At 63.7% G+C, this 24,976-nt stretch carries 23 protein-coding genes and 1 riboswitch; of the genes, 10 read left to right on the top strand and 13 right to left on the bottom strand.

Going from position 1 to position 24,976, the window contains the following annotated elements; genetic code table 11:
- Window positions 1-98 precede the first annotated feature (98 nt).
- The 7 genes from NKI08_RS09120 (at window position 99) to dhaL (ending at window position 7,236) form a co-directional block, all read left to right on the top strand.
- On the top strand, window positions 99-758 hold the full coding sequence (locus tag NKI08_RS09120) for a 2Fe-2S iron-sulfur cluster-binding protein (protein ID WP_352681006.1): 660 nt from the start codon (window positions 99-101) through the stop codon (window positions 756-758).
- A 3-nt stretch (window positions 759-761) separates the two neighbouring features.
- Window positions 762-1,748, top strand: a complete 987-nt coding sequence (locus tag NKI08_RS09115) for an FAD binding domain-containing protein (protein WP_352681004.1) — start codon at window positions 762-764, stop codon at window positions 1,746-1,748.
- 71 nt (window positions 1,749-1,819) lie between these two features.
- Entirely contained in the window at window positions 1,820-2,290 is a 471-nt protein-coding gene (locus NKI08_RS09110; RefSeq protein ID WP_352472276.1) for a nuclear transport factor 2 family protein, read from the top strand.
- A gap of 97 nt (window positions 2,291-2,387) precedes the next feature.
- Entirely contained in the window at window positions 2,388-4,697 is a 2,310-nt protein-coding gene (locus NKI08_RS09105; protein ID WP_352472275.1) for a xanthine dehydrogenase family protein molybdopterin-binding subunit, read from the top strand.
- Between the two features lie 116 nt (window positions 4,698-4,813).
- Window positions 4,814-4,960, top strand: a riboswitch (FMN riboswitch).
- Between the two features lie 77 nt (window positions 4,961-5,037).
- Entirely contained in the window at window positions 5,038-5,511 is a 474-nt protein-coding gene (locus NKI08_RS09100) for a 6,7-dimethyl-8-ribityllumazine synthase (protein WP_352768526.1), read from the top strand.
- A gap of 69 nt (window positions 5,512-5,580) precedes the next feature.
- Window positions 5,581-6,588: a dihydroxyacetone kinase subunit DhaK gene (locus tag NKI08_RS09095; protein ID WP_352768523.1), complete on the top strand. Its 1,008-nt coding sequence runs from the start codon at window positions 5,581-5,583 to the stop codon at window positions 6,586-6,588.
- 9 nt (window positions 6,589-6,597) lie between these two features.
- Entirely contained in the window at window positions 6,598-7,236 is a 639-nt protein-coding gene (gene dhaL, locus NKI08_RS09090) for a dihydroxyacetone kinase subunit DhaL (protein WP_352472272.1), read from the top strand.
- Here dhaL and derI read toward each other — a convergent pair.
- From derI to NKI08_RS09075, 3 genes are read right to left on the bottom strand one after another with little or no spacing between them, the layout of a single operon-like run.
- Complete coding sequence (gene derI, locus NKI08_RS09085) at window positions 7,233-7,676, bottom strand: D-erythrulose-4-phosphate isomerase (protein WP_023676015.1); 444 nt, start codon at window positions 7,674-7,676, stop codon at window positions 7,233-7,235. The genes dhaL and derI overlap by 4 nt on opposite strands.
- 26 nt (window positions 7,677-7,702) lie before the next feature.
- On the bottom strand, window positions 7,703-8,461 hold the full coding sequence (locus NKI08_RS09080) for a triose-phosphate isomerase (protein WP_352472271.1): 759 nt from the start codon (window positions 8,459-8,461) through the stop codon (window positions 7,703-7,705).
- Window positions 8,462-8,471: 10 nt separating this feature from the next.
- Entirely contained in the window at window positions 8,472-9,236 is a 765-nt protein-coding gene (locus tag NKI08_RS09075; RefSeq protein WP_023676017.1) for a DeoR/GlpR family DNA-binding transcription regulator, read from the bottom strand.
- Between the two features lie 255 nt (window positions 9,237-9,491).
- Here NKI08_RS09075 and fba point away from each other — a divergent pair, with 255 nt between their 5' ends.
- Window positions 9,492-10,556 carry a class II fructose-bisphosphate aldolase gene (gene fba, locus NKI08_RS09070; protein ID WP_352768517.1) on the top strand — a complete coding sequence of 355 codons (1,065 nt, stop codon included), beginning with the start codon at window positions 9,492-9,494 and terminating at the stop codon, window positions 10,554-10,556.
- Between the two features lie 47 nt (window positions 10,557-10,603).
- Here fba and NKI08_RS09065 read toward each other — a convergent pair whose 3' ends face one another.
- The 10 genes from NKI08_RS09065 to NKI08_RS09020 form a co-directional block, all read right to left on the bottom strand.
- Window positions 10,604-11,542, bottom strand: coding sequence for a sugar phosphate isomerase/epimerase family protein (locus NKI08_RS09065; RefSeq protein WP_352472317.1), 939 nt, complete (start codon window positions 11,540-11,542; stop codon window positions 10,604-10,606).
- Entirely contained in the window at window positions 11,542-13,059 is a 1,518-nt protein-coding gene (locus NKI08_RS09060; RefSeq protein ID WP_352542233.1) for a glycerol-3-phosphate dehydrogenase, read from the bottom strand. The genes NKI08_RS09065 and NKI08_RS09060 overlap by 1 nt, the downstream gene beginning before the upstream one ends.
- 19 nt (window positions 13,060-13,078) lie before the next feature.
- Window positions 13,079-14,119 carry a 2-hydroxyacid dehydrogenase gene (locus NKI08_RS09055; protein WP_352612246.1) on the bottom strand — a complete coding sequence of 347 codons (1,041 nt, stop codon included), beginning with the start codon at window positions 14,117-14,119 and terminating at the stop codon, window positions 13,079-13,081.
- Window positions 14,120-14,126: 7 nt separating this feature from the next.
- Complete coding sequence (locus NKI08_RS09050) at window positions 14,127-15,689, bottom strand: FGGY-family carbohydrate kinase (protein ID WP_352472265.1); 1,563 nt, start codon at window positions 15,687-15,689, stop codon at window positions 14,127-14,129.
- Window positions 15,689-16,813, bottom strand: a complete 1,125-nt coding sequence (locus NKI08_RS09045; RefSeq protein ID WP_352680995.1) for an ABC transporter ATP-binding protein — start codon at window positions 16,811-16,813, stop codon at window positions 15,689-15,691. Before NKI08_RS09045 ends, NKI08_RS09050 begins: the two co-directional genes overlap by 1 nt.
- A complete protein-coding gene (locus NKI08_RS09040; RefSeq protein ID WP_352680993.1) occupies window positions 16,810-17,928 on the bottom strand; it encodes an ABC transporter ATP-binding protein in 1,119 nt (372 codons plus the stop codon). Before NKI08_RS09040 ends, NKI08_RS09045 begins: the two co-directional genes overlap by 4 nt.
- A gap of 4 nt (window positions 17,929-17,932) precedes the next feature.
- Window positions 17,933-18,790 carry a carbohydrate ABC transporter permease gene (locus tag NKI08_RS09035; RefSeq protein WP_023676025.1) on the bottom strand — a complete coding sequence of 286 codons (858 nt, stop codon included), beginning with the start codon at window positions 18,788-18,790 and terminating at the stop codon, window positions 17,933-17,935.
- 9 nt (window positions 18,791-18,799) lie between these two features.
- Window positions 18,800-19,723 carry a carbohydrate ABC transporter permease gene (locus NKI08_RS09030; RefSeq protein ID WP_352452414.1) on the bottom strand — a complete coding sequence of 308 codons (924 nt, stop codon included), beginning with the start codon at window positions 19,721-19,723 and terminating at the stop codon, window positions 18,800-18,802.
- A 152-nt stretch (window positions 19,724-19,875) separates the two neighbouring features.
- Complete coding sequence (locus NKI08_RS09025) at window positions 19,876-21,321, bottom strand: ABC transporter substrate-binding protein (RefSeq protein WP_352455241.1); 1,446 nt, start codon at window positions 21,319-21,321, stop codon at window positions 19,876-19,878.
- 44 nt (window positions 21,322-21,365) lie between these two features.
- A complete protein-coding gene (locus tag NKI08_RS09020) occupies window positions 21,366-22,340 on the bottom strand; it encodes a sugar-binding transcriptional regulator (protein ID WP_023676028.1) in 975 nt (324 codons plus the stop codon).
- Window positions 22,341-22,566: 226 nt separating this feature from the next.
- Here NKI08_RS09020 and NKI08_RS09015 point away from each other — a divergent pair, with 226 nt between their 5' ends.
- Both NKI08_RS09015 and NKI08_RS09010 read left to right on the top strand, forming a co-directional pair.
- On the top strand, window positions 22,567-23,610 hold the full coding sequence (locus NKI08_RS09015; protein ID WP_352612238.1) for a substrate-binding domain-containing protein: 1,044 nt from the start codon (window positions 22,567-22,569) through the stop codon (window positions 23,608-23,610).
- 36 nt (window positions 23,611-23,646) lie between these two features.
- Window positions 23,647-24,915 (top strand): ABC transporter substrate-binding protein, encoded by a 1,269-nt coding sequence (locus NKI08_RS09010; protein ID WP_352680991.1) that lies wholly within the window; start codon window positions 23,647-23,649, stop codon window positions 24,913-24,915.
- The last annotated feature ends 61 nt before the right edge of the window (window positions 24,916-24,976 follow it).

The raw sequence follows: 24,976 nt of genomic DNA, 5'->3' as shown, positions 1-24,976 counted from the left end.
GCCCGCACTCCCACCTCCAGTGTCGTTGGGTGACAGAACCCGAGGGTTCGCTCGGGTCAAGTTGCCGTCTGCGCCTCATTGCGGCTGGGAGATCATGCATGGCCAAAACGGACAACAGGAGCGGGCCGACGCGTCGGATGGTATTGGAAGGCGGTGTTGCGACCGGGGTGCTGCTGGCTACCGGACTACCGGTTGACGCCGAGCCGGCCGAGACCGTCACGGCGGCTGCATCGTCCTCGCCGCTACCGACGATGACGATGTCGTTACGGATCAACGCGAAGGATCTTGCCGTCGAGCTCGACCCGCGGACGACGCTGCTCGACGCGCTGCGCAACCATGTCGGCCTCACCGGCTCGAAGAAGGGCTGCGACCACGGCCAGTGCGGCGCATGCACGGTGCTCGTCGATGGGCGCCGGATCAATTCCTGCCTGACGCTTGCCGCAATGCATGAAGGCGACGAGATCACCACGGTCGAGGGCCTTGCCGAGGGTGACCGGCTGCATCCGGTCCAGGCCGCCTTCGTCGCCCGCGACGGTTTCCAGTGCGGCTACTGTACGCCAGGCCAGATCTGCTCGGCGGTTGGCATGCTGGGCGAGGCGCGGGCCGGCTGGCCAAGCCATGCGAGCGCCGACGTGGCAGCGGCTTCCGTCGCTCTCACCGATGCCGAGATCCGCGAGCGGATGAGCGGCAACATCTGCCGTTGCGCCGCCTATCCGAACATTGTCGCTGCAATCCGCGACGCGGCAGAGGAGGCATGAGCAATGCAGTCCTTCACTTATGAACGTGCGGCGAGTGCTGAGCAGGCGGCGGCCGCGGTTGCGGCCCGGCCGGACGCCAAGTTCATCAGCGGCGGCACCAACCTGCTCGACCTGATGAAGCTCGAGATCGAGCGCCCAGCGCATCTCGTCGACATCAGCCGGCTGCCGCTTGATCGGATCGAGGAGACGGCGGAAGGCGGACTTCGGATCGGTGCCCAGGTCCGCAATAGCGATCTTGCCGCCGACCCGCGGGTAAGGTCGCGCTATCCGATGCTCACGCAAGCGCTGCTGGCGGGAGCGTCCGGACAGATACGCAACAAGGCCTCGACCAGCGGCAATCTCCTGCAGCGCACGCGCTGTCCCTATTTCTACGACCGCAACATGCCCTGCAACAAGCGCCAGCCGGGTTCGGGCTGCGCGGCACTTCAGGGCTTCAATCGCATGCACGCCGTACTCGGCGCGAGCGAAGCCTGCATTGCGGTCCATCCCTCCGACATGGCGGTCGCCATGTCCGGGCTCGACGCCAGGATTGAGACCGTCTCGCCCGGCGGCGAGACCCGCACGATCCCGATCGGCGATTTCCATCGGTTGCCCGAGGCGACGCCCCAGGTGGAGACCGTGCTCGGCCACGGCGAAATAGTCGTCGCGGTTGCCCTGCCGCCGCCGCCACCCGGCCGACAGGTTTACCGCAAGGTGCGCGACCGTGCTTCCTACGCCTTCGCGCTGGTGTCGGTGGCAGCAATCGTCGAGAAAAGCGGCGACCGTATCCGAAGCACTCGGATCGCCATGGGCGGCGTGGCAGCCAAGCCATGGCGCGCGACGGAGGCGGAGCGGACGCTCGCAGGAGCGGCGGCATCCGACGGCGCCTTTAGCGACGCCGCCGAAGCCGCGCTCGCCGGAGCCGTCGGGCATGGCGGCAATGATTTCAAGATCCCGCTGGCGAAACGGACGATGCGGCACACGCTCGCTGCTGCCGCCGAGAGTGCATGAGGTGATGCGATGACAGAGACGACGACCCCGAATCGCGGTTCCCAGATGCAGGCGCCGAGCAGGAGATCGATATGAAACTCACGCGACGCGCCGTTGCCGCCGCGGGTGGCGGCCTTCTCGTCTCTGCCGCCACAGCCTGGGGCGCCACATCCGATCCGGGAGCTCGTCACGGGCTCGAGGCCGCCGTAGACGCCTTCTTTGCCGGCTGGGCCTCTGGCGACTGGACGGCATTCCTTGACTGTTGCGATGAGACGATGACCTTCCAATTCCCTGTCGGCGAGCAACGAGGCCGACACGGACCGCCAGAGGGCAAACGGGCACTCGCAGCCTGGACCGCCGCGCACCAAGCGCTGGGGAACAGGATCACCAAATCGACCGTCGATCTCAAGCTCTTCGCCGCCGACTGGGTCATCGTCTGCGATCGCGGGAGCGGGACAATCGGTGGCGCGCCCTACACTGGCCTGCATGCGATCTTCATGCGAGCCGGCCCAACAGGGAGGCTGGTCGAGTTTCGCGAGTATTTCGGCGAGATCGCCGCGTGAGCTCCGGCCGCCGCGCGACGAACATAAAGGTGCGAGGAAGCGGCGTCGTCGCGGCCTCGATGTTCCGAACTCCAGATGAAAAATCTTTAGGTGACTTATGAACGAGACCATACCCGGACTGCCCGGCTCCGCCACCCATTCAAGGGTGAAACCTCGTGCCGATGCTGGCATCATCGGGCGGCCGATCGACCGCATCGACGGTCCGCTCAAAGTGACGGGCGGCGCCACATACGCTTACGAGAATAAGCTGGATGGTACAGCCTATGGCTACATTCTCGGCGCCTCCGTCGCCAAGGGCCGCATCGCCGAGATCGACACGACCGAAGCCGAACGGGCGCCGGCAGTGTTGCTCGTCATGACGCACCGGAATGCGCCGGCCCAGCCGGATTTCGGCCCAACGGTCACGCCAACGGTGCCGGAGGTCTTCACGCGCCCCCGGCCCGCGCTCAACAGCGATCGGGTACGGTATTACGACGAGCCGGTCGCGCTGGTCGTTGCGGAGACGTTCGAGGCTGCACGCGCTGCTGCGGGCCTCATCAGAGTACGCTACGACGAGGAGCCAGGCCTCTACGATCTACCGGGACATATCGCCGACGCCTACGCGCCAAGGCGGACCAATGCCGGCTTCGAGACCGACAGCGTGGTCGGCGACTTCGAGCGCGCCTTTGCGACGGCGCCGATCAAGATCGATTCCACTTACGGGACCCCCTTCGAACATCACAATCCGATGGAGCCGCATGCGACGCATGCTGCCTGGTCAGGCAACGAGCTGACGATCCGTACATCGGCGCAGACCCTCGCGAACTTCCGGGCCGGGGTCGCCAGCACGCTTCGCATCCCGCTCGAGCGAGTGCGCATCGTCAGCCCCTTCATCGGCGGAGGCTTCGGCTCCAAGCTGATTGCCCATGCCGACACGATCCTGGCCGCACTTGCAGCGCAGGTGCTGCAGCGCCCCGTGAAGATCGCGCTGACGCGACAACAGATGTTCGCCAATGCCGGTCATCGCGCAGAGATGGTCCAACAGGTACGTCTCGGCGCGGACACTGACGGGCGGCTCACCGGGATCGCGCACGATGTCTGGTCGGCAACGTCCAGCTTCGAGGAGTACTGCGAACAAACGGCAGTTTTTGCGCGCTCGCTCTACGCGGCGCCGAACCGTCTCACCCGCCATCGCCTGGTTCCGCTGGACATCAACCGCGGCGAATGGATGCGCTCGCCCGGCGAAGCGCCCGGCATGCTGGCTTTCGAATGCGCCATGGATGAGCTCGCCGAGCGCGCCGGTCTGGACCCGATCGAACTCAGGATCCGCAACGAACCGGCACAGGATCCCGAGCGCGGCGTGCCGTTCTCCACCCGCAATCTCGTCGCCTGCATGGAGGAAGGCGCCCGCCGTTTCGGCTGGGAGCGGAGAAACCCGACACCGGGCCGAACTCGGGAGGGCCGCAAGCTTATCGGCCACGGCATGGCGGCGGCGATCCGTCCGAACTATATCGGCGCGGCGACGGCGCGGGTTGCGATCGACCGGGACGGTCGGGTGACGGCGCGGCTCGACATGACCGATATTGGGACCGGCACCTATACGATCCTGACTCAGATTGCCGCCGAGAGCCTCGGCCTGCCGATCTCGTCCGTCAAGGTGGAGCTCGGCGACAGCCGCTTCCCGCGTACCGCCGGCTCCGGCGGATCCTGGGGCGCAGCAAGCGCGGGTTCGGCCTTGCATGATGCGTGCAACATCCTCAAGAAACAGATCCTGGAGGCGGCGCAGTCGAACGAAGCCTCGCCGTTGCGCGGCGCGAACGCCACCGAGGCAAGCTTTGCCGACGGCGAGGTCAGGGTCGGCCAGCGATCGGCGAGCCTGGCCGATCTTATCCGAGGGATCTCTCCCGACGGGCTCGAAGCCGAAGGCTCCGTAGCCGCGGGCGCCACCACCCAGTCATACAAGACCTATTCGCAGCATTCCTATGGCGCGCATTTCGCAGAGGTCGCTGTCGATTGCGATACCGGTGAAATCCGCATGCGCCGGATGCTGGCTGTGATCGGCGCGGGCCGTATCCTCAACGCCAAGACCGCGCGCTCGCAAATCATCGGCGGCATGACCTGGGGGATCGGTGCAGCGCTGATGGAGCAGACGGTGCTCGACCCGCGCTACGGCCACTTCGTCAATCACGATCTTGCCGAGTATCATGTGCCGGTCAATGGCGATGTCCCCGATATGGAGGTCGCCTTCCTCGAGGAAGACGACGACAAGGCCAACCCGCTTGGCGCAAAGGGTCTCGGCGAGCTCGGCGTGTGCGGTGCGGGGGCTGCTGTCGCCAACGCCGTTTACAACGCGGCCGGCGTGCGAGTGCGTGAATTTCCCATCACCTTGGACAAGGTGCTGCCTGCCTTACCTGTGATCGCCATTTGACGCTCTCCTCCCTCGCCCTCAACGGTGACCAGGTCGAAACGGATCGCTATTTCTGCGCCATCGATGACGATGCCGGTGGTTGACAGCGCTTTCCGGTCCTTCCATACAAACGCCGTCAATGTTCTCAGGGCGGGGCGAAAGTCCCCACCGGCGGTAAGGGTCTCGGCCCAAGCCCGCGAGCGCTTTCCGGTTAGCCGGAGGGGTCAGCAGATCCGGTGTGATTCCGGAGCCGACGGTCACAGTCCGGATGGAAGAGAACGAAATGGAAGACGGTCCGCTTTCGCGGTTCGGACTCCATATCGTGCGTCCTGATTCTGGTTCGAAACGGAAGGATGGACCCATGAATCAGCATTCCCACAACGACTATGAAACGATCCGCGTTGCCGTCATTCGCGCGCCTTGGCATGCCGATATCGTCGACCAATGCGTTGAAGCATTCGAGGCGGAACTGGCGGTTCTCGGAGAGAAACGCGTTGCCGTCGATGTCTTCGATGTGCCTGGCGCTTATGAGATTCCCCTGCATGCAAAGACGCTTGCCGTGACCGGCCGCTATGCCGCTATCCTCGGCGCCGCGTTCGTCGTCAATGGCGGCATCTACCGGCACGAGTTTGTTGCAAGCGCGGTCATCGACGGCATGATGAATGTGCAATTGTCGACTGGCGTGCCGGTGCTTTCGGCGGTGCTGACGCCGCACAACTACCATGACAGCGCGGACCATCACCGCTTCTTCTTCGAGCATTTCAAGGTCAAGGGCAAAGAGGCGGCCAGTGCCTGCGTGCGACTGCTGGCGGCACGCGAACACATCGCGGCGTGAAACCTCCACCGCCGGGTGGAAATCCCGGTAAGGCGCTGTAGTATCTCACGAAAACCAGGGAGGATGCCGGTGCAGACCAAGAAGATCATCAATGACGGTAACCGCTCCGTCGACGAGATGCTGGAGGGCATCCTGGCCGCGCATCCGCGCCATCTCAGAAGCGCGGACGGCAGTCCGCGCGCCATTATCGCCCGCGACGGACCGCGCCCAGGCAAGGTCGGTCTCGTCATCGGTGGCGGCTCGGGCCACGAGCCGACCTTCCTCGGCTTCGTCGGCAAGGGGCTGGCCGACGCCGCCGCGATCGGCAATGTCTTCGCCTCGCCGCCGCCGGACCCGATCCTCGAATGCGCCAAGGCGGCCAGCGGTGGCGCCGGCGTGCTGTTCATGTACGGCAACTATGCCGGCGACGTGATGAACTTCGACATGGCCGCCGAAATGGCGGCAATGGACGACATCGAGGTGCGCACCGTGCTGACCACCGACGATGTCGCCTCGGCGCCGCGCGACCAGAGGCAGAAGCGGCGCGGCGTCGCCGGCAATTTCTTCATCTTCAAGGCCGCCGGTGCCGCATGCGACCAGATGCTGTCATTCGATGAATGCGAGCGTATCGCCAGGAAGGCCAACGATCACACCTTCACCATGGGCGTGGCGCTGTCGCCCTGCTCGCTGCCGCAGACCCGCCGGCCCAATTTCGAGATCGGACCGAACGAGATGGAGATCGGCATGGGCATCCATGGCGAGCCAGGCATCGCGCGCGGAAAGTTGAAAACGGCCGACGAGATCACCGACGAAATGCTGGACAAGGTCCTCGACGAGATGGCGCCGGCGCGCGGCGATAAGGTCGCCGTTCTGGTCAATTCGCTCGGCTCAACGCCGTTGATGGAGCTCTACATCATGAACCGACGCGTCAAGCAGAGGCTGGATGACGTCGGTATTTCCGTCCACGCGACCTGGGTCGGCAATTACTGCACCTCGCTCGAAATGGCTGGCGCCTCGGTGACGCTGATGCATCTCGACGGCGAGTTGCAGGCGATGCTCGACCATCCTTGCGACTGCGCCATGTTCCGCGCCGGCTGAGAAAGCATCATGACCTCGATCGATTCAGTCGGCTTGAAAAGAATGTTCGATGAGATCGCGGCGGCGATCGACGCCGACAAGGACAGGCTCTGCCAACTCGACGGCGTCATCGGCGACGCCGACCATGGCATCGCCATGGCACTAGGCTTCACAGCTGCGCGCGATGCACTAGCACAACTCGACCTCGCGGCGACCGAGCCGACGGCGCTGCTCAACACTGCGGCGAAATCCTTCCTCAACGCGGTCGGCGCCTCGTCAGGCCCGCTCTATGCGACCGCCTTCATGCGCGGTGCCGCCGCCGTCAAAGGCAAGGCAATTCTGGAGGACGCTGACACCATCGCCATGCTCCGGGCGATGGCGCAAGGCATCCAGGATCGCGGCAAGGCCGAGCTCGGCGAAAAGACCATGGTCGACGCCTGGCTGCCGGCTGCGCAAGCAGCGGGTGCCGCGCAGGAAGCCGGCAAGAGCCTGTCCGAGAGCCTGGAGGCTGCACTTGCAGCGGCCGAACGAGGTGCCGAGGCGACCAAGGACATGATCGCCGCCAAGGGCCGCTCATCGCGGCTCGGCGAGCGCTCGCTCGGGCATATGGACCCCGGCGCCGCATCGGCCGTGACGATTATCAGAGCGATGTGGAACAGTCTGGCTTAACCCCGCTTCGCCGCGTCGAGCCTGTCGATCGCCTGGACATTGCCGGCCGACGGTCCCTTCTCATCGAATTCCGATGCAAGCCATGCATCGACGATCGACTTGGCCAGTTCCGGGCCGATGACGCGGGCGCCCATGGTGATGATCTGGGCGTTGTTGGATTTTGCCGCGCGCTCGGCCGAATAGGTGTCGTGGGTGAGTGCGGCGCGAATGCCGGGCACCTTGTTGGCGGATATGGATACGCCGATGCCGGTGCCGCAAAACAGGATGCCGCGATCGTTTTCGCCGTCCAGGATGGTCTGCGCGAGCTTCTGTGACAGGTCGGCATAGTAGCCCGACTGGCTGAGGTCGCTAACCGTGAGGCCAGGCTTGGTAGCGAGGTGAGCGGCAATGACGTCGAGCAGCGGCTTGCCGGCGCTATCAGCTCCAATGGCAATTTTCATGTTCCGTTTCCTTCCTGTTTGGTGATTCAGATCGCCGCCGAGGCGCGCTTGAGGATGTCGATATAGCCGTCCGCCTGCCAGGCCGAGCGGCCGATGAACAAGCCGTCGATGTTGGGCTGGCCGACCAGTTCGGCGGCATTTTGCGGATTGACGCTGCCGCCATAAAGCACCGGCGGCACCACCGGCAGCAGGTCGCGTGCGATTTTCTTGATTAGCGCCTGCTGCCTGTCGGCATAGTCCGAACTGGCCGGCACGCCCTTGTCGCCGATCGCCCAGACGGGCTCATAGGCAAACAGGATCGTCGCCGCCTTCGCCGCGCCTTCGAGAAACTGCAGCGCGCCGTGCACCTGCAAGGCCAGCACCGCAGCGGCCTGCCCGCTGTCGCGTTGAGCCAGGGTCTCGCCGACGCAGATGAGTGGCACGAGACCGTGCTTCACCGCCGCCGCAGTCTTCAGACCGACGGCGTTGTCGGTCTCGCCGAAATGCTCGCGCCGTTCGCTGTGGCCGAGCTCGACCATGTCGAGGCCGCAGTCTTTCAGCATGACCGGCGAGATCTCGCCGGTCCAGGCGCCGGCGTCGGCCCAATGCATGTTCTGCGCGCCGACCTTGATGCGCGTCGGCGACAGCGCTTTCTTGACCTCGCGGATCGCCGTGAAGGGCGGGATGACGAAAGGCTGGATGCGCTCGTCGAAACCGGGGACGAACTCCGCCAGCGCCTCGGCGAAAGCCATCGCCTCGGCGAGCGTCTTGTTCATTTTCCAGCTGGTGCCGACCCAATAAACCATACGTGCCCTCCTATTCTGCGATCACTGTCAGCGAAACGCCGGCACCATCCAGCGCGGCGCGCATCTGCGGCTGCGGCTCGCGGCCGGTGAAGACCGTGTCAAAGGCCTTGAGATCTGTCAGGAAGTGCAAGGCAGTGCGGCCGAATTTCCCATGATCGACCAGCAGATATTTGCGCGCTGCTGCGGCCATCATCAGCCGTTTGGTCTGGACCACTTCCTGATCCTGGTGAAAGGCAGAGGCACCATGGATGGCCGATGACGACAGGAACGCGACATCGGCGCGCAATGATTTCAGCGTGTCCTCGGCGAGCAGGCCGAAGAAGCCGTGAAACTTCTTGTTGTATTGGCCGCCGAGCGCAATCAGGTTGATGCCGGCAACGCCCGCCAAATCCTGGATGACGGCCAGATTGTTCGAGATCACCGTCAGCGGACGCAGATCGGCAAGATGCCGAGCAACGCCGCCCGCGGTTGAGCCATCGTCGATGATCACCGTCTGACCCGGTTCGATCATCGTCACGGCAGCGGCGGCGATGCGCTTCTTCTCGTCGCCGGCCAGCCGCTGGCGGTAGCGGAAATCGCTCTCGAAAAGGCTGCTCGGCTGGATCGAGGCGCCGCCGCGCACCTTGCGCAGGAAGCCGCTTTCCTCGAGCTCGTCGAGGTCGCGGTGGACAGTCATCTTTGACACGCCGAAGCGTGAGGCAAGATCGTCGACACTGGCGGTGCCGATGTCCATCAGAAAATCCATGATGCCTTGCCGGCGGCCGTCGCTCTTCATTTCCGCGGCATCCTTGTGCAATCCGGTTCCGAGATATAACAGCAAACGTCGCACAAGCCACCAAATTTTTGTGATAATGTTATATCTCTTTGGGATATCATGACGCTTCTGGTCGCGTCCTGTAACAAGAATTGCTGCCGGCCGAGCGCCCAGCGGTTGCGGTGCCGCGGAAATCCGGCCAGAAGCATCAGGGGCTCGTCGACAACCGAACGGCCCGCAAACACTGGCTCGAAACCGGATACGGGAGACTACTGAGTGGCTCGCATCACACTGAGACAATTGCTCGATCATGCCGCCGAATACGGCTATGGCGTGCCTGCCTTCAACATGAACAATATGGAACAGGGCCTCGCCATCATGGAGGCAGCCGAGGAGACCAAATCGCCGGTTATCCTGCAGGCGAGCCGCGGCGCGCGAGCCTACGCCAATGATGTGGTGCTGGCCAAGCTGATCGACGCGCTGGTCGAAATCCATCCCGATATCCCGGTCTGCATGCATCTCGACCATGGCAACAACGAAGCGACCTGCGTCACCGCGATCCAGCACGGCTTCACTTCGGTGATGATGGACGGATCGCTGAAGGAAGACGGCAAGACGCCGGCCGACTACGCCTATAATTCCGGCATCACCCACCGCGTCGTCGACATGGCGCATTGGGGCGGCGTCTCGGTGGAAGGCAAGATCGGCGTTCTCGGATCGCTGGAGATGGGCGGCGGCGAGCAGGAGGACGGCCATGGCGTCGAGGGCGTCATCAGCCACGACCAGCTGCTGACCGATCCCGTGCAGGCCGAACAGTTCGTGCGCGACACCCGTGTCGATGCGCTGGCAGTCGCCATGGGCACCAGCCACGGCGCCTACAAGTTCAGCCGCAAGCCGGACGGCGCTGTACTGGCCATGAACGTCATCGAGGAAATCCACCGCCGTCTGCCGAGTATGCATCTCGTCATGCACGGCTCGTCCTCGGTGCCGGAGGAGTTGCAGGAGATCATCAACAAATATGGCGGCCAGATGAAGCCGACATGGGGCGTGCCGGTCGAAGAGATCCAGCGCGGCATCAAGCACGGGGTGCGCAAGATCAATATCGATACCGACAACCGCATGGCGCTGACCGGCGCAATCCGCAAGGTGCTGACCGAGAACCCGAGCGAATTCGATCCGCGCAAATATCTGACGCCGGCAATGGCCGCGATGCGGAAGCTGTGCAAGGAGCGCTTCGAGCAATTCGGCACCGCCGGCAACGCACCGAAGATCAAGCCGCTGCCGCTGTCGGAAATGGCCAAGCGCTACAAGTCCGGAAGCCTCGATCCGAAATTTGGCTGACGTATTCCGGCTCTGAGCAGGAGCTGCCTCAGCTCCTGCTCATCCGATCATGCTCGCGGCAAGAGATCGGCCCTGCCGGTCTCGATAAAGGGTGCCCAGTAGTCGACCGACTCGCGGATCATGGCGATGACCTGGTGGTCGACGGGCTCGCGCTCGCGGAACGACAATTCGAGGCAGATCTCGTTGTCGACGCCGCCGCCACGGCGAACCGTCTCCAGCAGCTTTTCCGGCGTGATGCGGCCGTCCTTGTTGTGAGCGGCAATGAACGGCCAGTGACCACCCTTGTTCATCGACGACTGCTTGACGTGGATGATCGGCGATTGCCTGGGAAAGGCTTCGGCCCAGGCATAAGGGTCGGTGTCCGCCGGATTGCTCGAGGTCACGTCGCCATGGTCGATGTCGACCATCATCTTGAACGGGACGGCCATGCCGGCCGCTTCGATCTCGCGCTGCAGTGCCCGGCAGCTTTCGATCGTATGGCCGAATTCGCGGCCGACCGACATCGGCTCCCAGAACAGGTAGGTCAAGCCGGCTGCTTTGGCATGCTCGGCGACCTCGCGCCAGCATTCCAGCGCGATGTCGAAAAGCCGCGCGCGACGTTCAGGATTGTCGTAATCCCGGTGAGTGAAGATCGCGAATTGCGTGCCCATGCCTGCGGCGCCGAGCTCGGCCGAAACTTCTGAAAAGGTCTTGAACCAGTCGACGTAGTAGCGCCGCACGTCGGCATCGGGATGGCCGAAATGATTGAGCCGGCCGTAAGGGCCGGTCATCGCGGAGGTCACGCGCACCCCGGTGCGGTCGAGCGCGGAGCGGAACAGGCGGACGAATTTGGCGATCGTCGCCGCCGGCCAGCCGGGATTGACGAATTCATGGGTGAGTTGGACGTCCCTGATACCGATCTGATAGGCGATCGCGTCGATCAGGTCGTCCGGCTCCGCAAAGCGGTTGACCAGCGGATTGGTGTTGAGCGAAAGCGTAAAGGCCATCAGCCGGCCTTTGCCAGCCGGCTCGAGCACCAGTCCTCGAAGGCGGTTCTTTCCGCGGCGGACAGATGCAGGCCGTGCTTGGTGCGCCTTTCGAGAATATCGGCGGCGGTCTCGGCCCATTCATGCTCGAACAGGTAATTGGCTTCGCGCTCGAAAAAATCCTTGCCGAAGCGCCGGCCCAGTTCGGCGAGCGAGGTGGCCGCGCCGACCAGATCGCGCGTCCTTGTGCCGAAGAGCCTGCCGTAATGCTTGACCAGCGATGCCGGCATCCAGGGAAATTCATGGCCGAGGTCGCCGAGGAACTGCTCGAAATCGGCATTGGCGATATCGCCGCCCGGCAGGTGCCCTTTCGAGGTCCACGGCTTGCCCATTTTCGGAAAGAACGGGGCGATACGGTCGAGCGCGTGCTCGGCCAATTTGCGGAAGGTGGTGATCTTGCCGCCGAAGACCGAAAGCAGCGGCGCCTGCCCAGCCGGTGCGTCGAGTTCGAATATGTAATCGCGGGTCACCGCGCTCGGATTGTCGGCATTGTCGTCATAGAGCGGCCTGACGCCGGAAAACGAGTAGACGACGTCGCTTCGTGCGAGCTGGCGCTTGAAGTAGCGATTGACTGCCTTGATCAGGTAATCGATCTCGCTCGCATCGGCGGTCACGTCCTCCGGCCGCCCTTCATAGGGAATGTCAGTGGTGCCGATCAGCGCCAGATCGTCCTGATAGGGATTGATGAAGATCACCCGCTTGTCGCTGTTCTGAACGAGATAGGCCTGCCGCCCTTCCCAGAATTTCGGCACAACGATGTGGCTGCCCTTGACCAGGCGCACGTTGCGCCTGGAATTCTGGCCGCCGACGCGGTTGATGACGTCGTTGACCCAGGGTCCGGCGGCGTTGATCAGCGCCCGTGCCCGGACTGTGGTCCTGACGCCGGTTCGACCGTCGCGCATCTCCACCGACCACAGGCCGTTTTCGCGGCGGGCAGCGGTGCAGGCAGTGCGGGTGAATATCCTGGCCCCACGCTCCGCGGCGTCGAGCGCATTGATGACGACCAGGCGGGCGTCGTCGACCCAGCAGTCGGAATATTCGAAGCCGCGCTTGAAGCTGTCCTTGATCGGCGCGCCTTCTGGCGCGGTGCGCAGGTCGAGCGTGCGGGTGGCCGGCAGTCGCTTGCGGCCGCCAAGATGGTCGTAGAGGAACAGGCCGAGCCGCACCAGCCAGGCCGGCCGATCATCGGGGCTGTGTGGCAGCACGAAGCGCATCGGCCAGATGATGTGCGGCGCGGATTCGAGCAGCACCTCGCGCTCGATCAGCGCCTCCCGCACCAGGCGGAACTCGTAATATTCGAGATAGCGCAAACCGCCATGAACGAGCTTTCCCGATCGCGAACTGGTGCCCTCGGCAAGATCGTCCTTTTCGCAAAGAATGACCGACAGACCCCGGCCCGCCGCATCGCGCGCGATTCCGGCGCCATTGACACCGCCGCCGATGACGAAGAGGTCGACGATTTCGGTTTCACCGTTCATCTCGCTCTATGCCCTGTCGTCAGCATGGATTGACCGGAGGCAGCCCGGCGATGTAGCGGCGCACTTCCTCGGCCGCCTGCTCGGCCGCGTAGGTCACGGTGCGTACCGACGCGCCGGCGATATGCGGCGTCAGCGTCACGTTCGGCAGTTGCAACAGCGGCCAGTCGGCAGGCACCGGCTCGATGGCGAACGTCTCCAGCATAGCGCTGCCGATCTGCCCCGAGACGAGCGCATCGTAGAGCGCATCGTAGTCGACCAGCGGTCCGCGCGCGGTATTGACGAAGATTACGCCGGGTTTCATCCGGGCGATGGCGTTCTTGCCGATCAGGCCGCGCGTCTCCTCGGTGACCCGGGAATGCAGCGTGACCACATCGGAGCGCGACAGCAGATCGTCCAGCGCAACCAGTTCGACGCCGGCATTGCGGTCCTCGGCGCTCAATTGCACATAGGGATCGCAAACCAAGATGCGGCAGCCGAAGGCGCGCAGCAGGCGAACCAGCCTGGTGCCGATATTGCCGTAGCCGATGACGCCGACGGTCATTTCGTTGAGCTCGCGGCCGGTGCGATCGGCGCGGTAGAGATCGCCGCGCCATTCGCCCTTGCGCAAGGCTTCGTGACCGACGCGGATCAGCCGCGTTTCAGCGAGAATGGCGCCGATGGTGAACTCGGCCACGGCGCTGGCGTTGCGGCCGGGCACATTGACCACGGTGATGCCGTGGGCCTTGGCGGCGGCCATGTCGATGTTGATCGGTCCGCCGCGCGAGACCGCAACCAGCTTGAGCGTGGGCAGGCGCTGCATCATGCTTTCGGAGAGCGGCGCAAGCTGGGTGACGAAGATTTCGGCGTCGCCGATGAAATCCACCACCTCGTCGGGATCGCCGAAATACTCCTTGACCTTGTCCAGACCAAGCGCGGCATTGCCGAATTGCATCGGCTCGTCGGGCCAAGCGGTCTCAATGCTGCGGATGTCGAGATTGTCGCCGCAGGCCGCCTCGATTTTCTCGCGAAACACTTCCGGAAGCATGAAGCGGTCGCCGATGATCGCAATTTTCTTGGGCATGCTCTTCTCAATTCACGTCGGTTTGCCTGGACGCGGCCATCGAGCGCCAGACCGGCCGCAGCGCCTCATGCGCCAATGTGTAGGACGGAGCCATCGCCTCATAGGCAGCGGCAAGTTTCCGATCGCTGGGTTCGGCCGTACGGAGCAAAGGCGTGACCCATTCGCTGACGCAATCGTCCATCGATGCGTATTGGCCGACGCAGACCGCAGCAATCATTGCGGCGCCCGCAGCACCGGCCTCCTCGCGCTCGCTGGTGCGAATGTCGGCGCCGACCGCAGCACCCAGGATCTTGCGCAGAGCCGGGCTCCTGGCCGCTCCGCCGGTCAGGCGGATTTCCTTGGGCAGGGGCCCCATGGCGGCGTAGCAATCGCGCGCCGCGAAAGCCAGCCCCTCGAACACCGCGCGGACTATGTCGGCATAGCCGTGCCTGGACGAAATGCCGATGAAGCCGGCCCTGGCATTGGCATCGACGAACGGCCCGCGCTCGCCGGCCTCCGAGACATAGGGCTGGTAGAGCAGCGCGCCTGGCTCGGACGACGATATCCACTGGTCGACCAGCGCGATCATCTCGCCATTGGTCCGCGTAATACCTTGCGAGGCGAGAATGCCGGAGGCGAGGCCAAGGACCCAGTCGATATTGAGCGTTGCCGCCATGTTCGACTGCATCTGCGCAAAGACGCCGGGTGCCGGCATCGTCATCGTGTAGCCGGTTGCAGCCTCGTTGAGCAGAACCTGGTCCGGCGTTTCGGCAAGCCGCATATGCATTCCGGTGGAGCCGATGATCGAGCATCCCGGCTTGCGTTCGCGATCGAACAGGCCGGCGCCGAGCGCCGTGCAGGCGACATCGACATAGGCCAGAACGACCGGTGTGCCGGCGAGCAGGCCGGTCGCATCGGCTGCTGCCGCCGACAGCGAGGTGCTTTGCCTGGTGCCATCGACGATGGGCGGCAACAGATGCCGGAGATCGGTGACGCCGAGTACCTCGAGCACATCATCGCAATAGCCGCGCGTGCGGAAGTCGCCGAAGGTGAAGGTGCCCTCGGACGGGTCGGTGGCGCGGTGGCCGGTCAGCTTGAAATAGAGCCAGTCCTTGCAGTGGAACGCCGTCGCTGCATTGGCAAGCATCGCGGGCATGTGGCGCTTCATGAACACGAACTGCGATCCCTGCTGGCAGGCAGCGAGCCCGCTGCCGGTCTTTTCGAAGCGCAGCCGGTCCTCCGGCCGCGCGCGGATCTCCTCGACGACCGCGGCAGCGCGCGCGTCGAGCCACAGCCAGCCCTTGGCAACCGGCTCGCCATCCTTGTCGATCAGCCAGGTACCGTCGCCCTGCCCGGTCACGGCGATGGCAATGGTCCGGCTGGCGAGATCCGGCACCTTGTCGGCAAGCTCGCACAAGGTCGTCGCGGTATCGGCCCAGGTGCGTGTCAGGTCCTGCTCGGCGCCGCCGCCCGGCAGTGTCTCGTATTTATTGGGCAGCGCGGCGGACGCGATCTGCCTGCCCGCCGTGTCAAAGGCGACGGATTTTATGACAGACGTGCCGGCGTCGATGCCGATCAGCACATCCTGCATCAAGCCAGCTCCGTGCCGTGCGAAATGGCATTGCCGCTCGCCTGATCGAAGACGTGAAGGTTTTTCGGATCGATGCTGATCTTGATCGGCGCGCCAAGCTCCAAGCGGGTTCGGTCATGTTCGACCAGGACCAGCGAACCGCCGGCGAAATCGGCGGCGATATGGGTCTGGTCGCCGAGCCATTGATTGGCCGAAACCGTCGCCGGCACACCATCCTTCGAGCGGCGGACCGCATAGGGCCTGACGCCGATGACGACGCGCTGCCGGTTGAGCAATTCGTCGCGAACCGGGCCGCTGAACGCATCCTTGTCGTAGTCGAGCGAAAGCCCGTCGGGCAGCTTGAGACTGATCTTGCCGGCGGCCGTGCCGACATAGGCCTCGAAGACATTCATCGGCGGCTCGCCAACGAAGGTGCCGGTGAACAGGTTTGCCGGCCGCTCCTTGAGCCTGTCAGGCGTATCGAACTGCTGCAGCACGCCGCCCTCCATGACGGCAATGCGGTCGGCAAGCGCGTTGGCCTCGGTCTGGTCGTGGGTGACCAGGATCGCGGTCAGGCCGCGCTCCTTGATGAAATGCTTGATGCGGCCGCGCAGCACGGCGCGAAGCTGCGGCTCGAGCTGGCCCATCGGCTCGTCCAGCAGATGCAGGTCGGCCTCGCGGATCAGCGCCCGGCCAAGGCTGGCGCGCTGCTGCTGGCCGCCGGAGATCGAGCTCGGATAGCGCTCGAGAATGTCCTCGATCTCGAGCAGCTTGGCGATGTTGGCAACCTTTGCATCGACTGCACTCTTCGCCAGCCTGGCGGCCTTGAGGGCGAAGGCCATGTTCTCGCGCACGGTCAGCGGCGGGTAGAGCGAATAGCCCTCGAAGGCCATTGCGACGTTGCGCCTGACCGGCGGCAGCATGTGCACTTTGCGGCCGGCAACCGCGATAGCGCCGCGCGAGACCTCTTCGAAGCCTGCGATCATGCGCAATGTCGAGGTCTTGCCGCAGCCGGAGGAGCCGAGCAGCGCCACGATCTCGCCCTTGACGATTTCCATCGTCAGGTTCTTGACGGCGTGTACGCCACGGTCAATCGGACCGTAGAACTTGTCGACGCCCGAAATGGTGATTGCGGTCGGGCTCATGCCGCTTCTCCGCTGCGCAAATTGACGACGTTTTTCGAGCCGATGCGCTCGCCGCTTGTGCGATCGAACAAAAGGGCGCTTTTACTGTCGACGGCAATGTAGACCTTGCCCTCGGATTGGCCCGGTGTCCCGGAAGGACGCGAAACCAGGATTTCACGGCCGCGCACGGTGCGCACCAGCGTGACGATCTTCTCGTTGAGCGGCGTCTCAGCCTCGACCGTCACCGGGATGGCGCCGAGCGTGCGTTCATCGACAAACGCCAGCGCCTCCGGCCGCAAACCGATCACGCAGTCGCGGCCGACCGCCGTCTCATGAGCGCCGGCAAGATGGACCTGGACGTTGGACAGGCCGACATAGATGCCCTTGGCGTCCCGCGCCGGCTTGACGTCCAGAAGGTTGATGGTCGGGTCGCCGAACAGCCGGGCAATCTCGACATTGGCCGGCTCGCGATAGATCTGCTCGGGCGTGCCGAGCTGTTTGACGACGCCCTGCGACATCACCGCGATGCGGTCGCCGAGCGCCATCGCTTCCTTGTAGTCCTGGGTGACGTAGATGACGGTCGCGCCACGATCCGCCAGCAGTCTTGGCAGTTCCAGCCGCATTTCGAAGCGCAATTTGGCATCGACGTTGCGCAAGGGATCATCGAGCAGCAGCACCGGCGGCGAGCCGACCAGGGCGCGGGCAAGCGCGGTGCGTTGCTTCTGGCCATTGGACAGCGCCCGCGGCTTGTGGCTGAGCACATGGCCGATTTTCAACAGCTTGGCGACGCTCTCGACGCCGGTCTTTATCGTGCCTTGCGATGAGTGCTTCGCCTGCAGCGGCGTCGCAATGTTATCGAACGCCGTCATATGCGGGAACAGCGCGAAGTTCTGAAATGCCATGCCGACGCCGCGGAACTCGGCGTCGAGATCGGTCATGTCCTCGCCGCCGATGAGTATCTTTCCCTCGTCGGGGTCGATGACGCCGGCCACCAGCCGCAGCAGAACGGTCTTGCCGGCGCCGGACGGCCCGAACAGGACCAGCGTTTCGCCGTCGGCGACGGTCAGCGACAGATTGTCGAGAACAGTCTGGCTTTTATAGCGCTTGACGATGTTTCGCAGTTCGAGGCTTGCCATCGGACTATCCTTTCACCGCGCCAAGCGACAGGCCTTCGACGAGATAGCGTTGCGCATAGAGCGCGAGCGCCAGCGTTGGCGTGATCGACAGCACGATCGCCGCCGAGATCTGGCCATACTGGATGCCCGAGGAGGTGATGAAGGCGAGCGCGCCGACCGTCACCGGCTGCTTGTCGGCCGAGGCGAGCACCAGCGCAAAAACGAAATTGTTCCAGGCAAAGATGAAGGCGAGCAGACCGGCAGCGGCGATGCCTGGGCCGGCGAGCGGCAGCGCGATCTTGCGGAAGGTGGCAAACCAGGAATGTCCGGCAATGCGGTAGGCGTATTCGATGTCGGCGGGAATGTCCTCGAAATAGCCGCGCACGATCCACAGGATCAACGGCAGGCAGATCAGCTGATAGACCCAGATCAGCCCGATATAGGTGTTGGCCAGCCCGAGCTTCTGGAAATAGAGGGTGAGCGGCAGGAGCACCAGCAGCGCCGGCGCGAACCGGAACGACAGCAGCGTAAAGGCAATGTCCTCCGAGCCGCGGAATTTGTGCCGCGCAAAGGCGTAGGCCGCCGGAACGCCGAGCAGCAACGCGACGGCAACCGAGGTGACCGACAGGAAGACGGAATTCCAGAGGTTGCGCATGAAGGCGATGTCGAGCGTGCCGGCCGCCGTCATCAGCTTGCCGGTGATCAAGGCAGTGTAGTTGGCGAGCGTCGGCTCGAAGACAAGCTGCGGCGGAATCCGCAGGATTGTCTCGTTGGTCTGGAACGACATCATCAGGATCCAGACGATCGGGAACATGAAGAAGATCACGACCAGCGCCAGGGCAATGCCGCGCAGGATGCGTTCGAGAAGCGAGGTGTGTTCCACGCCAGCCTCCTATGCCTGGCCGCGGGCGCGTTCGCGCAGCCGCAGCCAGTTCTTGATGAAAATGTTCGAGAGGAAATAGGTGATCGCCCACAGGATGATCATCAGTGCCGCCGAGCGGCCGACATTGGTCGACTGGAAGAAATTGAGATAGGCCTCGACCTGGAACACGGTCAGCGTGTCGCCCGGACCGCCCTGCGTCATGGCGTAGATGATGTCGAACTGCTGGATGGAATCAAGCAGGCGGAACAGGGTCGCCGTCAGGATGTAGGGGGTCAGCATCGGCAGTGTGATGCGGAAGAAGACGAAGCTGCGTGGCACGCCGTCGAGTGCTGCCGCCTCGAAGGGCTGCGTTGGCAGGCTGCGCAGGCCTGCAAGCAGCAGGATCATGATGAAGGGGGTGTAGACCCAAATGTCGACGAGCACGACGGTGAGCAGCGCCGTCGACGGAGACGAGGCCCAGCGGAAATCCTGCAACCCGATCAGGCTGGCGAGATAGCTGAGCACGCCGAAACCGGGATTGGTCATCAGCTTCCACATCAGCGCGGCGAGCGCCGGCGCCGTCATCAGCGGCATCAGCAGCATGATCGAGATGAAGTTGTTCAGCGTCGAGCGCTTTTGCAGCAGCATGGCGATGCCGAGACCGAGAAGCAGTTCAAGCACAACGGTGATGCCGGCGTAGAGCAGCGAGATCTCCAGGGTGTTCCAGAACTTCGGGTCGGTGAAGAAGGAGATATAGTTGTCGCCCCAGTTGAACTGCCGCGCCCAGGGTTGGCTCAACCGGTAGCGCTGGAACGAATAGACCACCGACGTCAGGAACGGGATCAGGATGCCGATGCAGACCAGCAGAGCCGGCAGGCTGAGGAGATAGGGCAGCACCCGCTTGCTGATCCTGAAGCCCGACGGCCTGTTTCTTTGTATTGTCGCCGCAGTCATCGGCTGCTCCGTCATCCTGTTGCTTCGCCGTCCCGGCCGCCCAAGGGAGCAAGGCGGCCGGTCGGGCGAGCAGGCGGCACCTTTCGGGACCGCGTCGCAAACGTATCACATCTCAAAGGCTGGCCCGCGGACGGGCCAGCCTTGGCCGCGGCTTAGCCGAGCCCGGCTTCCTTGAGCTGGCTGTTGATGCTCTCGGCCAGCTTGTCGAGGCCCTCGTCGACCGGCACTTCCTTGGCCACCATCTTCTGCAGCGTCGCCGCCCATTCGGTGGTGAGATCGAAGAACAGCGGCTGCGGGGTGAACTTGATGCTGGCGCCCGGCGCCGAGACGTCGAACATCTCGACATAACCCGGATAGCTCTTGTTCAGCTTCTCGCGGAACATCTCGTCGTTCCAGACCGACTGACGAACCGGATTGACGAAGTCCATCTTGGTCGCACCGAACAATGCATGCTCGGGTCCGGATGCCCATTGCATGAAGTACCAGGTGGCGTCCTTGTCCTTGGAGAAGTTGGACATCGACAGCGACCAGATCCAGATATTGGGCGTCGGCGCCTTGGCGGCAGGATTGGCCTTGAATGCCGAAAAGGCGAGCTTGCCGGCCATCTTGTTGTCGCCGCCATTCATGAAGTAGCCAAGGATGTCGGCGTCGTAAATCATCGCCGAAGCACCTGCACCGAGATCGGTGCCGACCTGGTACCAGGTGTAGGTCGACCAGTCCTTCGGGCCGCTCTCCTGGATCATCTGGACCCACTGCTTGTGGAAAGCCTTGGATTCGGCGGTGCTCATCGCGGCCGACAGCTTGCCGTCAGCCGAGACGTTCAGGTCCTTCTGGTCGAAATTGGCGTAAGCCGACAGGAATCCCGGGTGGATCGTCGCCCAGGAGCGCGAGCCGCGCACGCCGATGCCGTAGACGCCGCCACCGACGTCCTTGGTGAGCTTCGCCGCCGTAGCGACCATCTCATCCATATTGCCGGGAACGCTGACGCCGACCTTGTCGAACATGCCCTTGTTGTAGGTGATGTTGTTCTGCTCGAAGCCCCACGGAATGCACCATTGCTTGGCGTCCGCCGAACCGAGCGCGCCGCCCGGCTGGCCGTTCCAGGCGCAGGAGTTCTTGACGCCCGGCAGAAAGTCGTCCCAGGCATATTTCGGGTTGGTCTTGGCCGGATCCTTGATCCATTCGTTGAGGTCGGTGATCCAGCCGGCCGGACCGTAGGTCCAGGTCATGTAGGCGCCGGTCATGAAGGCATCGTATTCGGGCGAGCTGGCCGACAGCGCGGCGGTAACCTTGTCGAAATAGACGTCTTCGGGGAACACGTCATAGACGACTTCCATGCCGGTCAGCTTCTTGAAATTGTCGAGGTTGGCAATCATCGCATCGGCGTAAGGATGCTTGTTGAGCAGCAGCTTGATGGTCTTGCCCTTATGCGCCTGCCAGTCGAAATCTGCCGCCAGGGCGCGGGTCTGCCCGAAATTGAGCAGTGTGCCGGCGGTGCTGGCGGCAAGGCCCATTGCACCGAGGCCCTTGATCAGCCCACGGCGGTCGACTTGTCCACGCAGGAATGCGTCGATGAGGTCTTTCTCTTTCTCATGCATTTCTCTTCTCCTCCACAGGGTAGTTTCAACGAAATGGTTGCCGGCTACCCGACCGGCGTCTGTTCCACGAGCGATCGCGCCGTCCGCTCGTCGGTTATCAAGCCTTTGAGATAACGGCCCTCCAGCACTGACTTGATGGCGCGAACCTTCACCTTGCCGCCGGCGACGGCGACAATCCTGCGGTTGCTGATGTCTTCGCGCGCCAGTGCCAGCGCCCGGTCGGAAAGCGTCGTCGCAACGGCCTTTCCGGCATCGTCGAAGAAATGGCCGAGCAGTTCGCCGACACCGCCGTTGCGGCGGATCTCCTCCATCTCGCCCTTCTCGATCATGCCGGTGGCGACAAGCGAGGCCTCACGTTCAGCGGTGCCGATGCCGGCGATGAGCAAGTCGGCGGACTTGGCGAGGTCGAAGACATCGCTGACGCCTTTCTGCCCGAGCAATACTGTTCGATCCTCGACCGTGTTGGCGAACATCGGTACGGGCATCACATAGGCCTCCGCGCCGGTGCGTTCGGCGACACGGTGGATGACGTCATGCGGATTGGCGGAGAACTTGCGCGTCAGGCCGCCAAGCAGCGAAACGAAACGGATCCTGCCCGCCGATATGCGCGGCAGATATTCGACGCAGGCGGCAAGAGTGCGGCCGTGGCCGACGCCGATCAGCGCCTCTTCGCCGCGTTCGATCTCGCGCTTGAGAAACTGCGCGCCGGCAATGCCGAGCGCCTTGAGCGGCAGGTCTTCGGCATCGAAGTCCGGAACCACCTCGCAGTAGTCGAGGCCGTAGCGGCCGGACAACTCATCCTCAAGCTCCACGCATTCTGAGACTTCGCCGTCGATGTAGACTTTGACCAGGCCTTCCTGATTGGCCTTGGTGATCAGGCGATGCGCCTTGAGACTGGTCAGGCCGAGCCGCTTGGCGACCTCCGACTGGGTCAGGCCGCCGGCATAGTGAAGCCAGGCGGCACGGGCGGCCATCCCGGTCTCATCGTCGCGCAGCAGGCCGTTGCCAAAACCAACCATTTCCGCCCTTTGATATTTTTATCAGTTGCTGCAAAATTTTTCACAAGGCGTCGCCCGAGTCAAGCAACCGCTGCGTTTAAATCTCCGGCCAGGAGCTTGCCGGCCGGGGCCGAATTGGGCCGCGCTAACCAACGGGCAAGAAACAACACCGACCATGCGCATTTAAAACGTTTGCAATTTGGATTGGACGCATTACAAACGTTTCAAACTTCGTTCGGGAGAAACGATGCCGGCCCGCGTTACCACCCTCAAGGAACTTGCTGCGCAGCTCGGCCTGTCGATTACCACCGTTTCGCGCGCCCTTGCCGGCCACGTGCAGATCGCCTTGAAAACGCGCCAACGTGTCGCCGAGGCTGCGCATCAGGCCGGCTATGTGCCGAACACCGCAGCCCGCACGCTGGTCTCCGGCCGCAGCGGCTTTGTCGGCATGGTGCTTCCGATCCGCGGCCCCAATCTGGTCGACTCCTTCCTCGGTGAATTCGTCACAGGGCTCGGCGAAGGGCTGGTTTCGCACGGCTCCGACCTGATCCTGGCCGCAGCGGCGCAGGGCCAGTCGGAACTTTCCGTGCTTCGCCATGTCGTCGAATCGGGCCGCGCCGACGGGGTCGTCGTCACCCGCATCGCCGAGGTCGACGAGCGGCTTGCCTATCTGCGCCAGCGCAATTTCCCGTTCGTCGCGCATGGCCGGCTGCTCGACGGCGACTTTGCCTACCATTGGCTCGATACCGATGGCGCGCATGCTTTCGGCGAGGCCTTCGACATGCTCTACGATCTCGGACACCGCCATTTCGGCCTGGTGACGATTTCGGAGCCGATGACATTTCGCCATCTCAGGCAGGACGGGCTCGCCGCCGCGATCGCCCGCCGGGGCGATCCGTCCGTCAGTCTCGATGTGGCGACGGCGCCGCGTTTCGATCGCGGTGCCCGCATCCAGGCAATCAACCGGCTTCTGCACGCCACCGAGCGGCCGACGGCGATTGTCGCACTGTTCGACGAGCTGGCGCTGACTGTGATGGAAGAGGCGGGGCGCGCCGGACTTGCCATTCCTCGCGACCTTTCGGTGATCGGCTTCGACAACATAGCCGCCTCCGCCTATGCGCCGCCGGGGCTGACCACTTTCGACGCCTCGATCCGCCAGTGCGCGCGCGAGATCGGCGAGATGCTGCTGACCGTCATCGGCGACAGGCCGGACGCGCCACTGACGCGGCTGGTCCGGCCGACACTTGTCTTGCGGGCAAGCCATGGCCCGGCACCCACAGGACGGAACTGACGCCTTAGCGGCGCACAACCAGGGAGGAAGACGACGATGAATGCGTTGAGGACATTGGCAGGTGCGGTGCTGGCGTTGTCGCTTGCTGCCGGCGCAGCACAAGCCCAGCAGGTGTTGTTCTGGTCGACACAGGCGCGACCAGTGGAAGAGACACAGAAGATGCGCAGCGAAGTGCTGAAGGGGTTTGACGGCCAGGTCGACTATCAGGTCGCCGAGGACGGGCCCTGGCTCACCCGCCTTCAGGCCGAACTGCAGGCCGGCGCCGGCACCATAGGCGTGCTCGGCGGCCTGCACGGAGACTTCTCCACCGTCGGCGCGAACCTTGTCGATCTCTCTGGCGTCGATCTCGGTGGCGTCAAGGTCAACGAGACCTACAAGAAGCTCGGCATGCTCGGCACCGGCGAGCAGAAGTACCTTCCATGGATGCAGGCCACCTTTCTGATGGCGGCCAACAAACAGGCGCTGCAATATCTGCCGGCCGGCACCGATCTCAACACCATCACTTATGACCAACTGATCGAGTGGGCGAAAAACATCGCTGAAAAGACCGGTTCGCCCAAATTCGGTTTTCCGGCCGGCCCGAAAGGGCTGAAGCACCGTTTCTTCGAGGGTTTTCTCCTTCCATCGTATACCGGCTCGATGATGACGAAGTTCCGCTCGGCGGAGGCCGAAACGGCGTGGAACAAGTTCAAGGAATTGTGGCAATACACCAACCCGAATTCGACCAACTATGCCTTCATGCAGGAGCCGCTGCTGACCGGCGAAGTCTGGGTGGCATTCGATCACGTGGCGCGCCTCGCCGACGCCTTCAACCAGAAACCCGATGACTTCGTCGCCTTCCCGGCGCCGGCTGGCCCGTCAGGCCGCGGCTACATGCCGGTGGTGGCCGGCGTCGCTATCCCGAAGACCTCGCCCGACATGGACAAGGCCAAGGCGCTGGTCGCCTATATGCTGAAACCGGAAACCCAGATCGCGACGCTGAAGGCGACAAACTTCTTCCCCATCGTCGACGTCAAGCTGCCCGACGACATGCCGGCCTCGGTGAAGGCCTTCAGCCCAGTGATCGCCACCATGACCGGAGCTCCCGATGCATTGCCGGCGCTGCTGCCGATGGGACTTGGCGGCCTCGGCGGCAAGTTCAATCAGATCTACACCGACAGCTTCGAGCGCATCGTGCTCGGCGGCGAAGATGTGCACGGCGTGCTCGACGAACAGGCGACGGCGCTGAAAGCGATCATCGAACAGGCGAAGGCGCCGTGCTGGGCGCCCGACAAGCCCTCGCAAGGCGCCTGCCCGGTCGATTAAGAATCCTCCCGGGCGTCCGGATTTCCAGCGCGCCGGGCGCCCACCCCTTTTGAAGCTTCGA

This window comes from Mesorhizobium sp. M0768 (assembly GCF_040320195.1).
Taxonomy (GTDB): domain Bacteria; phylum Pseudomonadota; class Alphaproteobacteria; order Rhizobiales; family Rhizobiaceae; genus Mesorhizobium.
Note: the sequence above shows the minus strand (reverse complement) of the source record. Positions and strands in the feature narration are given on the sequence as shown.

Coding starts and splice junctions, on each gene's coding strand:
- dhaL (WP_352472272.1), top strand. CDS start 6,598: ATGACCTCGATCGATTCAGTCGGCTTGAAAAGAATGTTCGATGAGATC.
- NKI08_RS09060 (WP_352542233.1), bottom strand. CDS start 13,059: ATGAACGGTGAAACCGAAATCGTCGACCTCTTCGTCATCGGCGGCGGT.
- NKI08_RS09020 (WP_023676028.1), bottom strand. CDS start 22,340: ATGGTTGGTTTTGGCAACGGCCTGCTGCGCGACGATGAGACCGGGATG.
- NKI08_RS09025 (WP_352455241.1), bottom strand. CDS start 21,321: ATGCATGAGAAAGAGAAAGACCTCATCGACGCATTCCTGCGTGGACAA.
- NKI08_RS09040 (WP_352680993.1), bottom strand. CDS start 17,928: ATGGCAAGCCTCGAACTGCGAAACATCGTCAAGCGCTATAAAAGCCAG.
- NKI08_RS09120 (WP_352681006.1), top strand. CDS start 99: ATGGCCAAAACGGACAACAGGAGCGGGCCGACGCGTCGGATGGTATTG.
- NKI08_RS09110 (WP_352472276.1), top strand. CDS start 1,820: ATGAAACTCACGCGACGCGCCGTTGCCGCCGCGGGTGGCGGCCTTCTC.
- NKI08_RS09045 (WP_352680995.1), bottom strand. CDS start 16,813: ATGAGCCCGACCGCAATCACCATTTCGGGCGTCGACAAGTTCTACGGT.
- NKI08_RS09065 (WP_352472317.1), bottom strand. CDS start 11,542: ATGGCCTTTACGCTTTCGCTCAACACCAATCCGCTGGTCAACCGCTTT.
- NKI08_RS09030 (WP_352452414.1), bottom strand. CDS start 19,723: ATGACTGCGGCGACAATACAAAGAAACAGGCCGTCGGGCTTCAGGATC.
- NKI08_RS09015 (WP_352612238.1), top strand. CDS start 22,567: ATGCCGGCCCGCGTTACCACCCTCAAGGAACTTGCTGCGCAGCTCGGC.
- NKI08_RS09075 (WP_023676017.1), bottom strand. CDS start 9,236: ATGAAGAGCGACGGCCGCCGGCAAGGCATCATGGATTTTCTGATGGAC.
- NKI08_RS09115 (WP_352681004.1), top strand. CDS start 762: ATGCAGTCCTTCACTTATGAACGTGCGGCGAGTGCTGAGCAGGCGGCG.
- NKI08_RS09080 (WP_352472271.1), bottom strand. CDS start 8,461: ATGGTTTATTGGGTCGGCACCAGCTGGAAAATGAACAAGACGCTCGCC.
- NKI08_RS09100 (WP_352768526.1), top strand. CDS start 5,038: ATGAATCAGCATTCCCACAACGACTATGAAACGATCCGCGTTGCCGTC.
- NKI08_RS09055 (WP_352612246.1), bottom strand. CDS start 14,119: ATGCCCAAGAAAATTGCGATCATCGGCGACCGCTTCATGCTTCCGGAA.
- NKI08_RS09105 (WP_352472275.1), top strand. CDS start 2,388: ATGAACGAGACCATACCCGGACTGCCCGGCTCCGCCACCCATTCAAGG.
- NKI08_RS09050 (WP_352472265.1), bottom strand. CDS start 15,689: ATGCAGGATGTGCTGATCGGCATCGACGCCGGCACGTCTGTCATAAAA.
- derI (WP_023676015.1), bottom strand. CDS start 7,676: ATGAAAATTGCCATTGGAGCTGATAGCGCCGGCAAGCCGCTGCTCGAC.
- NKI08_RS09010 (WP_352680991.1), top strand. CDS start 23,647: ATGAATGCGTTGAGGACATTGGCAGGTGCGGTGCTGGCGTTGTCGCTT.